The 13622-nt window shown below is 35.7% G+C and carries 9 protein-coding genes; 3 read left to right on the forward strand and 6 right to left on the reverse strand.

Annotation, left to right across the window (positions count from 1 at the left end):
* Positions 1-240: 240 nt before the first annotated feature.
* On the reverse strand, positions 241-735 hold the full coding sequence (locus AAGD62_RS03435; RefSeq protein WP_231115867.1) for a hypothetical protein: 495 nt from the start codon (positions 733-735) through the stop codon (positions 241-243).
* 150 nt (positions 736-885) lie between these two features.
* On the opposite strand from AAGD62_RS03435, the gene gltX reads away from it, so the two are divergent.
* Complete coding sequence (gene gltX, locus AAGD62_RS03440; protein WP_213863562.1) at positions 886-2307, forward strand: glutamate--tRNA ligase; 1422 nt, start codon at positions 886-888, stop codon at positions 2305-2307.
* A 763-nt stretch (positions 2308-3070) separates the two neighbouring features.
* Complete coding sequence (gene sdhA, locus AAGD62_RS03445; protein WP_044471210.1) at positions 3071-4870, forward strand: succinate dehydrogenase flavoprotein subunit; 1800 nt, start codon at positions 3071-3073, stop codon at positions 4868-4870.
* Here sdhA and AAGD62_RS03450 read toward each other — a convergent pair.
* From AAGD62_RS03450 to ychF, 5 genes are all read right to left on the reverse strand, one after another.
* Entirely contained in the window at positions 4842-7133 is a 2292-nt protein-coding gene (locus tag AAGD62_RS03450; RefSeq protein WP_213863561.1) for an ankyrin repeat domain-containing protein, read from the reverse strand. The genes sdhA and AAGD62_RS03450 overlap by 29 nt on opposite strands.
* Before the next feature lie 294 nt (positions 7134-7427).
* Positions 7428-8033, reverse strand: a complete 606-nt coding sequence (gmk, locus tag AAGD62_RS03455) for a guanylate kinase (RefSeq protein WP_155968406.1) — start codon at positions 8031-8033, stop codon at positions 7428-7430.
* Positions 8017-9822, reverse strand: coding sequence for a pentapeptide repeat-containing protein (locus tag AAGD62_RS03460; protein ID WP_155968408.1), 1806 nt, complete (start codon positions 9820-9822; stop codon positions 8017-8019). Before AAGD62_RS03460 ends, gmk begins: the two co-directional genes overlap by 17 nt.
* Complete coding sequence (locus AAGD62_RS03465) at positions 9815-11008, reverse strand: ankyrin repeat domain-containing protein (protein ID WP_341812675.1); 1194 nt, start codon at positions 11006-11008, stop codon at positions 9815-9817. Before AAGD62_RS03465 ends, AAGD62_RS03460 begins: the two co-directional genes overlap by 8 nt.
* Positions 11009-11473: 465 nt before the next feature.
* On the reverse strand, positions 11474-12568 hold the full coding sequence (ychF, locus tag AAGD62_RS03470) for a redox-regulated ATPase YchF (RefSeq protein ID WP_341812676.1): 1095 nt from the start codon (positions 12566-12568) through the stop codon (positions 11474-11476).
* Between the two features lie 118 nt (positions 12569-12686).
* Here ychF and AAGD62_RS03475 point away from each other — a divergent pair, with 118 nt between their 5' ends.
* The gene (locus AAGD62_RS03475) at positions 12687-13589 is read left to right on the forward strand and encodes a hypothetical protein (RefSeq protein WP_155968414.1); all 903 of its coding nucleotides are present in this window, start codon (positions 12687-12689) and stop codon (positions 13587-13589) included.
* Positions 13590-13622: the final 33 nt, after the last annotated feature.

A 13622-nucleotide genomic window follows, 5' to 3' on the forward strand; every position in this document is an offset into this window, starting at 1 on the left:
AAATTTCTATATCATTGCCTGCAATTTTTTGTTATATCCTTGCAAGATCCGCATTACTAAAAGTTTCTACTGGAGTGCTTACGTCATGCAAGTCATGTATCTCACTAAATACTTTGCCTAACAGATACGCAGCCCCACCAGAAATTATCCCAGCCATCGAAGCCAATGCAAGAGACTGAGAAACTAAAAATAAAAAGTATAAAGACAAACATAAAGCAGCAATACATGCTATCGCTCCTACTATATATAAGCATAGGCGAAACTTCTGGTACATATAAAGCTGTCTTTTATGCCTGCGATTTCTTTTTTGACTGTCTTACTAACCCAGTCAAGAGGAGTCTTTTTAGATTGATCTAGCGCACATCTATTGCACAATGCCTCTTTAACATAATTCTTGACATTTTCTAATTTTTCCGGATCACAATTTGGGTTAGTTTTTTCAGACTCCAAATGCTTGAATATTCCTTTTACTACACTTGGTAATATCCCCACTTCTGCTGCTATATGAAATGGATTTTCATGATCTTTATTGTACTCTAACAAATGAACATTACTTTCAACACTTTTCTTGAAAATAGATAAAAACTTATCAACCTTTCCTGTTTTTGCAGCTAAATGCAGGAGATTATCTCCCCTAATTCTTTGTTTTGTTTTATCAAAAGGGCCGGTGTAACGCCAATTGATATTAGCTTCATTATCTGAAAGCAATTTTGCTATATCTACAAGTCCATCCATAACTCACCTCGCTATATTCAACCAATACTAAATTATACAACACAATTTATGAAAAATAAATAAAATTTTATCTCTCAGAACAAATAAATTCTAAATTGTTACAAACATAAATTTTAGCTATCATCATTTACATTACTGTAACAGACAAATATGCCAGGTATAGTCACGAGATTTGCTCCATCACCAACAGGATTTTTGCACATTGGAGGAGCTCGTACTGCTTTATTCAATTGGCTCTATGCAAAGCATCATGGTGGCAGGTTTTTGCTAAGAATTGAGGACACCGACAGAAAACGTTCAACGAAAGAAGCAATTGATGCAATTATAGAAGGGCTAAGATGGCTCGGTGTGAGCTATGATGGGGAAATAGTATATCAGTCAAAAAGAATAGAGCGGCATAAAGAAGTAGCAAACCTTTTAGTTGAGAAGGGTAGGGCGTATCACTGTTATTGCCCTGAGGATGAAGTTGCAGAAAAGAAAATAAAAGCAAGAGAAGAGGGCAAGATATACAAGCATAAATGTACTACAAAACCTCCTTCTTGTCATCCAAGTAGCCGACACTGGAAAAATATGTGGTCACGCGCTGGAATGACATCGGGTGTGAGGTCAGTTGTCCGCTTTAAAGTGCCAGATTCGCAAGAGATCGTTGTTGATGATAAAATATACGGCCAAATCAAAGTAAATAGCGACCAGCTTGATGATATAGTGATCTTACGCTCTGACAACACTCCAACATATATTTTTGCTGTCGTAATTGACGATCATGATGCTGGAATAACTGATATAATACGCGGTTCTGACCATCTCACTAATACCTTTAAACATCTGCTAATATACCAGGCTCTTGATTTTGACATTCCACGCTTTGCACATGTGCCGCTTATCCATGGGGAAGATGGGAATAAGCTATCCAAAAGGCATGGTGCCACAAGCGTTTGCGATTATGAAAAGATGGGAATATTGCCAAAAGCGATGCGTAATTACTTGCTGAGACTTGGCTGGAGTCACGGCAACGATGAGATTATTAGCGATGAGCAAGCAATAGAGTGGTTTAATTTAGAAAGTATTGGTCGTTCACCTGCACGGCTCGATTTCAAAAAACTGGAGCATTTGAATAACCACTATATTAGTAATATGAGCAATGAAGATATTCTGACTCTAATGCTTAGAGAAAATACTCTAACTGACAAAAAAAAGAACTATTTATTACAGGGGCTAACGGAACTAAAAAAAAGAGCAAATTACCTGGCTGAACTGCTGGATTTAGCAAAATTTTATATTCAAGATCCGCCACTTGATTTAAGTGAAGAGGCTGAGCAAATTGTCAAATCTAACCTCGATATAATCAAGTTACTCGCGTCATTTCTGTCAAAGATCGGTGATGAAAATTGGAATAAGGGTTTTTTATCTTCTCAGATCAAGGAATGTGCAAAATTGCACGATATGAAAATAAGCGATGTATACCACTCATTACGCGCCCCTATAACTGGAGTAATGGATGCACCTGGAATCATTGATATCATGGTGATTCTTGGTAAAGATGAGTGTATAAGAAGGTTACAAGCAATTTAAATGAAATAAGAAAATTTCTTGACAAGCTTTGCCAGCCCCTTTATCATGACAGTGAAGCTATTGTATTTGCTTTCGCCAATCTGCAGATTAAAAGGTAAGGATTACTTAATGTATCGGCGTCTTATGTTTAATTTTTTGCAGTATATAGATACTGTATGTCTTTACAAAACTTCATCTACATCTAGATTTTTATCTAAATAAGCTGAACGCGCTTACAAAGCGTTACAAGACATCAAAAAATGCCAATACTCGACAAAGATAGTAAAAGACTAGCTAACTCGGGGATTCTTTGTCTTTTTTTCTGCTTGGTAAATTTCTTAAACATTTGCAGCGTAGGTTAGTTGCAATTAAAAGCAGCTGAATTTCGCTTGTCAAGCGTTTAAAACATAAAAAACGCCAATATTTTAAAGCGGATAATAACAACGGGGCTTCTTTTGCCTTTTTTTTCGTTTGGTAAATTTCTTAATGTTTATAGCTAAACGACAATCGTCATCCCGCTGCTTGTTAGCGGGATCTAGAGATACCGCGAATGAATCGCGGTATGACGGTTCGTGGCGGTATGACGGTTCGCGGCGGCATGACAATAAGCTCGTCATCCCGCTACGTGTTAGTGGCTGAGATACTGCGGCGGTATGACGTAGGATTGCTGTCATCCCGCTACTTGTTAGCGCCGCGGCGGCATGACGTCTTAACTATAGAAAACTTGTATAGATTTTTTCTACTTCTGTGATATCATAAGCCTGTAATGATAAAATAAGTAAATATGGATAAGTCAGCGTATGAGATCATAGAACATGAGTATGACGTGGTAGTAGTAGGTGCAGGTGGAGCAGGGCTCAGAGCAACGCTTGGGATGGCTGCAACTAATTTTTCAGTTGCCTGCATTTCTAAAATTTTCCCTACACGAAGTCATACAGTTGCAGCACAAGGCGGAATTAGTGCAGCTTTAGGTAATATCGGTGAAGACGATTGGCGCTGGCATGCATATGACACAATAAAAGGTTCAGACTGGCTTGGTGATCAAGATGCAATAGAATATATGTGTAAAAACGCTGCTAAAGCTGTTATTGAACTTGAAAATTTTGGCGTACCTTTTTCTCGTACAGAAGATGGCAAAATATACCAGCGCTCTTTTGGTGGAATGACAACTCACTTTGGTAAAGGAAAATCAGCGCAGCGCACTTGTGCGGCAGCAGATAAAACTGGGCACGCAATCCTTCACACTCTATATCAGCAGTGTCTTAAATTCAACGCTGAATTTTTTGTTGAATACTTTGTGATTGATTTAATTATGGATAGCGAAACATGCTGCGGAGTTCTTGCTTGGTCGCTATGCGACGGCACATTACATAGATTTCGCGCGCATAGGGTGGTGCTAGCAACAGGTGGATATGGACGTGTTTATTTCTCTGCAACAAGTGCGCATACCTGCACAGGTGATGGTAACGGCATGGTAGTAAGGGCTGGATTACCACTTGAAGATATGGAATTTGTACAATTTCATCCAACAGGAATATATGGCTCAGGGTGCTTGATGACAGAAGGATGCCGTGGCGAAGGGGGATATCTCGTTAATTCTCAGGGCGAAAAGTTTATGGAACGTTACGCACCAAAAGCAAAAGATTTAGCTTCCCGTGATGTGGTAAGTCGTGCAATAACAATTGAAATTAGAGAGGGAAGGGGAGTTGGGCCGAAAAAAGATTACATGTATTTAACTATAGCGCATCTTGATCCGGAAGTAATAAAACTCAGATTGCCGGGCATTAGCGAAACCGCAAGAACTTTTGCTGGAGTTGATGTCACTAAAGATCCAATACCGGTCATTCCGACTGTTCACTATAACATGGGTGGCATTCCAACCAATTATTATGGAGAAGTGATCACGCTGAAGCAAGGTAAGGAAGAAGTGGTAGATGGACTATTTGCAATTGGAGAAGCTGCGTGTGTCTCTGTGCACGGTGCAAATCGACTTGGCTCTAACTCGCTTCTTGATCTTGTGGTTTTTGGTAGAGCTGCAGCGCTCAGAGCAAAAGAGAAGCTAAAATCCGGTACACCACATAAAAAATTGCATTCAGACTGCACAGACTGGATAGTAGATAGATTTAATAAAATGCGATTTGCCTCCGGTGGGCTAAAAGTAGCAAAAATACGCAGTGAAATGCAGAACACTATGCAAAAATACGCATCAGTTTTCCGTGTTGCTGAAGTTTTAGAAGAAGGCAAAAAAGCTATAAAAAAGGTAGCAAAAATGATGCCTGATATTTCACTTGAGGATCGCAGTATGATGTGGAATAGTGATTTAGTTGAAGCACTGGAGCTTGCTAACATGATCCCACAAGCGGTTATTACCATGGAATGCGCAGCTAATCGCGAGGAAAGCAGAGGTGCCCATGCTCGTGAAGACTTTCCTGAACGTGATGACAAAAACTGGATGAAGCACACTATAGCGTGGCTTGAAGAAAAGAAAGGGCAAATTAACGTAAAAATTGATTATAAAAAAGTGGCTGAAAAAACTCTGAGCGGTGAGATTGATTTCATAGCGCCAGAGAAGAGGGTTTACTAGTTACACTATCCCTACACAATTTTTCAACGAGTTTTATTGATATGGCACTCATTTTAGTGTCTGGAGGACTCTCAGTATGCTCTGATTGATTTGATGATTTTTGCACCTCTTGCTCTTCTAAATCGTTGGACTTATTTTCTATATCTTTAACAGAGTTATTGCATTGTGTATCATTTTTTGGTGCATTATCTTGAAGTGTAAGTTGCTTTTCTTCAGTAAACTTTCCTTTAATTTTTCCAAATCCTTCATAAATATTTTCTAAATTCAAGTAAATAAGATAACAAACTCCAATAACTGCTATAATAGATGAGGCAGTTGCAATTGTAATAATTCCTTGAGAAGCACTGAATATTGCTGCACAGGCTAAAGCAGCAAATACAAGCGTTGTCACTGCTTTACAAGCAACATTATTGATGTACTTCACAATATCGCGTGCTTTTAACTTCCTGCCAAAATTGCACTTCAGTTCAGTTCTCATATCATCTGGAATAAGCGCTCTACCCGTTGGTTTCTCTATTCCTTTTATAGTTTTATAATACTCTTTGCTCCATAATCTTTCGGGTAGTATTAACTGCTTTGGGTCAACACCATTTTGCAATAATTTTACACAGAACTTGATCGTGTTATCACGGCTCTTAGGATTGACCAAATTATGTTTATCTTTTGTCGTCTTAGTAATTAGCGCTACTTGTAGTGGTGTGCGTTCTTTTTCGTTAGCGGCGTTTGCAGCTTTACTAAATTTCTCTTTTTCCACCGAATTTAAAATCAACTCTAAACATGTAACTTTTTGTTCTCCTTTGAATGAAGCAATATAGTGCAGAGCATTTTTTTCATCTTTATCTTGCACAGTAATATCTGCACCATTTTGTAGAAATAACTCTAAGGTTTTATACCTGCCAGTATCCTTAAATTCTTTTTTTACTACATTTTTTATTTTATTTTTCAATGAAGGCTCTTTACTCTTTTCTTGTATGCGCTGGAGTAGTTGATAGAGCGGTGTTTGCCCTTCTTTGTTTTTATCATTTACAGCTTTTATAAATTGCTCTTTTTGACCTGCTTTTAGCAATATATTGAGAAGTTCAAGTTTTTGTTTTGTTTCAGGTTTAACAATCAAGTGTAAAGCATTATTACCATCTGTGTCTTTAAGGCTAATATCTGCCCCTTTTTGCAATAGTTCTTTAAAAAGTTTTTTATCACTATTTTTAATTACTGGATGTAATAGATAATTATCATTACTATCTGGAGTATTTATGGTATGTGGTATAATTTCTTTAATTTTTGCTTCTGTATTGATTCTTATTTCTGGCTTTAATTTAGATTGCTTTCCTTGCTCTGCTAATTTTTCTAAGAAATTACGATAGTATGTCTTTTGCTCTTCTTTTAAGTCTTGTAATTTTTTTGTAGATAATCCTAAATTATCAGAGCTGGCCCCATGCTCTAACAATTTTGTAAGAAACTTAAGTGTGTTATCGTTATCTTGGATTGTATGAGACTCATGTTTTTCTTTTGTTATCTTGTTAATTAGTGCCACCTGAAGAGGAGTTTTTTCGTCCTGATTTTCACTATCAACAAGTTGTGCTAAATCTTCCTTGGTGACCGTTTTTATTAGGGTACCCAGAAACTTGCATTTCTGTTTCTTTTCCAACGACGCAATGAGGTGTAAAATATTTTTCCCTTCTTCAGCTTTTATGCTGCTAATATCCGTACAATCTTTTAGATATTTTCTAAATTTCCTGTTATTTCCATTTTTGATCGCTTTTAGTAGTAGAGCATTGTTATTTGTTATTTCGTTGCTTATTTCTACTTCATGATCATCTTCAACATCACTGCCGTAGCCACTCTCTGTTTCGCTGTCCCTACGGTTGTGGGTAAAACAATATCTGCTATTATAAGTAATTTCTGAAATTGCTTGTCCTATTTCCTCTTTTTTTATAGGGTCTAGTTCTTTCGATATTTTTCTATTCAATACCGGAAGAAAGCATTGGACATAATACTTATAATATTTTTCTTGTTCTCTAAGTGATTCTTCTAATTTAGTTAGTACTTCAGAGCTAGCACCTTCCTCAAATAACCTTTTACACTTCTTGAGGGTTCCATCTTGACCTCTTGGTTTTTCACGCTTGTGTTCTTCTTTTTTTACCTTTCTCTCTATAATGCCATATAATTGTTCGTCTTTTCTATCCTGCTCTTGCTTTTTATTTTTATCTATGCATTCACCTAATTTATCTGCATTAGTAGTTAGTGCAGTTATATCTATACCCATACTAAAACCTCAATATTAAAAGCTATTTAAGTTGTCAGCACTAAACTAACAACCAAGAAGTTTGACTTTTAAATTGAGCTAAACGTTGTATATGTGATCAAAATATAGGTGGAAAGGCAGAAAATTAATTTCTGTGAGAAAATTTGCCGTCATAGTTAAACCTCACTTGAACAGTTGCTACTATTTTAACCATTTAATCTTAAAAAATAATAAATATAGCTAAACTGTGAAATGTGCTATTGGCTAAAATAGGATAAGAAACTATAGCTGCAAATATCCAAATTGATGTTTTTATCAGTCTTCCAGGCTTGGTTTTTCTTCTGATTTTTTAAGTCTTTCTTTATTTAGTATGGAGCTTATCTCTTCTACACTTTTATCAATATCATCATTGATTATTACATAATCATATTTATCACGTTTGCTTATCTCTTTTTGAGCTTCGGCTAATCTGCGCTCTATTTCGCTTGCATCATCACTATTACGCTTTTGCAAACGCAACCTAAGCTCTTCCATTGAAGGGGGAAGTATAAAAATACTTACAACTTTTTTTCTCATGAGCTTGAATAAGTGAAATGCTCCTTGCCAGTCTATGCTGAGTAAAACGCTTATTCCATTGCTTAAGTTTTGCTCTATAAAATTTCTTGGTATACCATAAAAATTCTCAAAAACTTTGGCGTATTCAAGCATTTGGCCAGCTTTGCATAACTCGTGAAATTTTTCTTCGGTAACGAAAAAATAGTCTTTTCCATTTATTTCGCCGGGGCGAGGCTTGCGTGTAGTCATAGAAACAGACCTAACTAAATTAGTTGATTGCTCAAGTAATTTTGCTGATATAGTAGTTTTTCCAGCTCCAGAAGGGGAGGATAGAACCAATAATACGCCCTCACTTTTTACGGTCATTTTTCTTTGCATTTTTTAACATGGTGCTTTTTGGATCAGAGTTTAAAAAGCTAGAACCTTCTAAATTAGAATTTGATAAGTTGGTGCCAATAAGAGAAGAATTATCAAAGACAGTATAGCGCAAATCGGTTTTTTCAAAATTTGCCTTATTCAAATTAACGTTTACAAACTTTGCTCTACTCAATGTTGAATTAGAAAAATCGGCATTTTCTAAATTCATATTCTTAAATTCAAAGTAAGAATAATTTACATTAAATTTTTCACCCTGTGATATTTTCTCTTGCAAATCTTTAATCGAAGTTATAGCATTTTCTGAACCTGCAAGTTTTTTCTGTCCTTTATTGTCAATCAAAATTGAATTATCAAATTTGCAACCTGTTAAGTGAGCATCAACAACTGAACTTTTATATATGCTTGAAGAGAGAAAAGACATATCACTAATTGTTGAATTACTCAAATTGCTAAGAAAAAAACTAGTTTTCCTAAAGGCATTAGCGTGAAGCAAAGAAGATCTGAAATCGCTTTCAATAAAATTTGAATTAGTTACTTTTAAATTGGACCAACTCGAATTATCAGCTAATAAATTAAAGAATGTTGAATTTTCTATTTCACTGGAATCAATATTATGGCGAGAAAGTGTACTGTTATAAACTTGAGAGTCTTGGATTTTTATCTTATACATTGAAGTTGTAGAAAGGTCTGAATCTTCTATCTTCGCAGAGGTGAACAGTGAATGGTCAAAAAATGAGCCATTCATGTTAGAATTTGCAACTTTAGTATTATGAAACTTTCCGTGACGAATGTCAGCATTAGAGACATTAACTTGATGCAGTTCACTAAAACTAAAATCAATATTGGATAAATCAGCATCATGAAGATTTGCTTCAGAAACATATGCATGTTTTATCTTGGAACCATTTAGTATAGATTGAACAAAACTTGAATTATCGTCATTCACATAGGAAATTTGTGTGTTGCTTAAATTAGCCTCGTCGAAGTTACTGTTAATTATGATAGAAGAATTAAGGCAGGCATCGGAAAGATTGCTACCTGTAAAGTCTGATTCTTTTAACTCTGCACCATATATGTTAGCATTTTTTAATGAAGAAAATTGTATCTTTAATTTATATGCATCCACTCCAAAGAAACTTGCATTATCAAGGTTGTTTTTCTGCATAACAGTATCGTTTATTTCACTATCACTAAAATTTACGTGGCTAACATTCGAGTTTGATAAGTTGGAGAAATTCATTTTCACATTCGAGAAATTAGTATGCAAACCAATTACGTTGTGCATACTTACTTTTTTGAGATCGGAACTGATAAAATCAGCATAACTAACATTAGACTGATCAAATACGATATCTGTTAAGTTTGCAGAAACAAATTTTGTAAAACTCAAATTTGTACCTTTTATTTTAATGCCATGTAAATTAGCATTGGAGAAATTAGCACCACGTAAATCAACATCAATGAAAGACACGTCGGATAAATCGGTGTTAGAAAAATCAGCACCAATCAGACTTACTCCATCAAAAACAGATTTACTTAGGTACAGTTGGTTAAAATTAGCTCCATTTAAGTTAGAACCAAAACCTTTCTTAAAATCTTCTGGCACGCCCTCTTTGTGGCACTGCACCAAAAATTCAGCAAAGTCTTTTTTACTGTAAGATACGTATTTTGCATCACGCAGAGCATTTAAAAAATCACTAATCTGATTTTTTTCATCATTTATTTCGTTTCCATAACATAAATGACCAACTAAAATTAATATCAAAAATCTAATCATCTTGCTTATCGCACTGTATTTCTTTCGTTTTCACAGCCCAATCGTACATTGCTGAGCTTTCTTTATTGTCTATTTTTCTATCCTCCAAAAGATGTGGCATCATTTCGGCAATCGCATTTATTATATTGATCTGCTTTTTTTCGATTGCTATATCAATTGGGGATTGAAAATTATTGTTAACTACTCTAAGATCAGCACCTTGTAATAAGAGAAAGCGCACTATGTCTACCTCACCTTGTTTAACTGAATAAATGAGAGGAGTATCACCCAATTTATTTCTAAACCTTAGTATCTCTTGAATTGTTAATCCAATTTTTTCTAGCTTACTTATTACTCCTCTTAAGCAAGTTAAGTTGTTCTTCTTAATGCAGTAAAAAAATTGCTTACTGTAATCATCAATAAACACAGTTGTAGGAAGATGCTCATTAAGGCTATCATATTGTCGTTTATATATTGACTTGCTTTGTATGTCTTTATGACCCCATTCTTTTATTGGTTCTCTGTTTAGCTTTGTCCATTTTTGTAAACTTTTCTTTTCACTTTGCTCTTCTTCATCTTTTTTAGTTATAGGTTTTACTCTATTGCGGTCCTTGGAATTACTGTTTGTTTCTTTCACTTTTTTTTCTTCAAACTGATTCTCTACTTTTTCTTTTTTTCCCTCTAATAATTGACTCGCATCACTTTTTGAAAGTTCATTATCTTTTATATCAATCTTCTGATCAGCTTGTAGATTTTTTTGCGGGTTAGCTGTATTCTCATTTAAATCAGCACTTAAAGGCAAAGGCTCTGGTTTCAAATCTTTATTCACTTCTTTATTGGCCACATTTGGTAAATTTTGAGCAAATTTGTCTGTGCTTCCTTCTAGCTGGTCATTTGGCAAATCTTTATCAATCCTTTCACCTTCACTTATAGTTTTTTCAACCACGAAAGCTTTGTTCTCTTTGTGTTGCAGTTTCTCTTTATCGGTAGTGCCGTCTAATCTTTTGCTCTCAGCCTCTTGTGTTTGTTTAGCATCGACGTTGCTTTTCAACTCATCTTTTTGATTTGTGCTATCTTGCTTCCTTACACCTACATTTTCGTTTTTATGAACTGATTCAATTTTCTTTTCTTCAAGCTGCTCTACGGCAAACAGGATGGGTGATCCGAATACGACAGCTAATAATATAAAATATAAAATATTCTTCATAAATATCCCAAGCATAAGCTTAATTAAAATGATACTATAATCAAATGATTAATCTACAGTAAAAAATGCCTTAGGATTTAATTTATAAAAAAACAATAGATTTTTTGTATCTGTTCAGGGGCATCGCAAATATTGAAGCAAAGTGGTCATGTACGAACATTGTGATTTGAATCCGCTAGGGAGGATGTCATCCCAGTGCCCTGACTACTTGGATCCAGGAATTTTGATTAGAGATTAAGTTGGTGAGTATAAAAGTAGCTAACCTTATGTTAAAACACAATATTTTTGGTGAGGGGTTGTATTAAAAGCTGGATTCCAGACTGGAATGACACCGTCATAAAGGAACCAGTGTCAGCTACTTGCATGACACCCTGACAACCGTCATCCCGCTACTTGTTAGCGGGATCTATGCTCAGAGATACCGCGAATGAATCGCGGTATGACGTAGGACTGCTCCCCAGAAAGCTACACATTAAACCTAAAGTGCATTATATCACCATCTTGCACGATGTAATCTCTGCCTTCAAAGCGAATTTTTCCTGCGTCTTTACAAGCCGGTTCACTTCCATACTTTATGTAGTCTGCAAAGCCTATCGTTTCTGCTTTTATAAAGCCTTTCTCAAAATCAGTGTGGATTACACCTGCTGCTTTATCGGCTGTTGACCCTATTTTTACTGGCCAAGCTCGTGCTTCTTTTGGCCCTACAGTAAAGAAAGTTATCATACTCAGCACTTCATACATAATACGCGCTACTCCATCAAGCCCTGATTCTTGTAAGCCAAATTCTGATAAAAAACTCTGTTTTTCCTCTTCACTATCAAGATTTGCAATATCTGCTTCGAGTTTTGCTGAAATGCAATAAAATTTGCTTTTATTTTCCTCTGCCATTCTCTCTACCTTTTTAGATAATTCATTGCCAGTTATAACATTTGTATCTTCAACATTGCAAACGTACATAACGGGCTTTGTTGTCAGCAATTGAAGCAACTTCATCTCATCTCCATCGATATTCTCCAAACTTCTTGCAGGTCTACCTGATTTTAAAGTAGCCAGTACCTCTTGCATTAATTCAAGTTGTCTCTTTAGCTCTTTATCACCTTGCTTTGCTTTCTTTTCCAATTGAGGAAGCCTTTTTTCTATGCTATCAATATCAGCTAGGATTAATTCCATTTCTACCACTTCAGCATCTGATATTGGATCTATTTTACTGTGTACATGGCTGATATCGTCATCCGTAAAGCACCTGAGCAGATGAACGATGGCATCAACTTCTCTGATATGGCTTAAAAATTTATTGCCGAGCCCTTCACCTTTACTCGCACCCTTTACCAGACCTGCAATATCTACAACTTCTAATTGGTTGTAGATTACCTTCTCTGAGCCTGCAATTGCTGCGATTTGTTTCAAACGTTGATCTTTTATCGAAATCTTGCCTATATTTGGCTCGATTGTGCAAAAAGGATAATTTGCAGCTTCGGCTGCACTTGACTCTGTAAGCGCATTAAATAAGATTGATTTTCCTATGTTTGGTAACCCAACTATACCACAGTTAAAGCTCATATTTGCTATTTAAAGTTATAACTATTGCATAATTTAAAAATTTCTGCTATACTTAATTAGTTGCTTATTAATAATTTTGTTGGTATAGTAACATATAGCTTAAATTAAGGTAAAAACTATGACTACAGCTGAGGAACGGAAACTACCAAGTGATTTCCTTGATGTTGAGAGTGAAGTAACTTCTTTAAGTAGTAGTTCTTACCCTGATAATTTCCATGTAGGACAAGCAATTGGTAATGGAAGCTGCTTTTTTGACTCATTCAGACAAGGTCTAGAACAGCAGAAGGGGATAGAAGTTACTGTTGAGCAGTTACGAGAAGACTGTAAAGAATTTGCGCAAAAGAATCCACCAAAGTGGTTTACAAATGCAATTGTCAATAGTCATGATAACAATGGCCAGCACCGTAGTGAAACTGTAGATGATTATACAGCAGACATTATGCGTAACAGTAGGTGGGGTGATCCTGACGTTGAAGGCAGAATACTTTGTGAAAAGTATAAGGTAAAGCTACATGTTATAGAGAACCAGACTGTTGATAACCAAGATCTGTCTTTGCATGAATTAATAGACAATTCAGGTTCAAAAAGTGCAGGTGAATACAATAAAGTTGATTATGATGATAGTAGTATTGTGCATGTAATAAACAAAGGCGGATTGCATTTCGAACCATTGCTTGATAGAAATAAAAGTTTAGCAAAACAACTGCAAGAGGAAACCAAACTTAAACAAGAGCAAGAACAAGAAGATTTCCTATTAGCAAAAAAACTGCAGCTAGACGAGATCTTAGAATATTGTAACCTTTCAAAGGATATCTCTGAGAGAGCAGAGGTTGAAAAGGGATTTGATAAGTTATTGGCAGAAAATGCTGATGGAAAAATTGGTGATGTTGTAGAGCAGTGCGTTAGTGATATAAAGCAGCGCATAGAGCAGCAAAACCCTTCAAGTTTACTAAGATGTGGTAAGGAATCGATGGCAGAACCATTTCATCAACAACGAGCACCACAACTTGTAAAATCTTAATAGCCCTGTATATTTTTATATAGGGCTTTTGCA

Origin of the sequence: Wolbachia endosymbiont (group A) of Eristalinus aeneus (assembly GCF_964026915.1) — a bacterium.
GTDB classification, from domain to species: Bacteria; Pseudomonadota; Alphaproteobacteria; order Rickettsiales; family Anaplasmataceae; genus Wolbachia; species Wolbachia pipientis.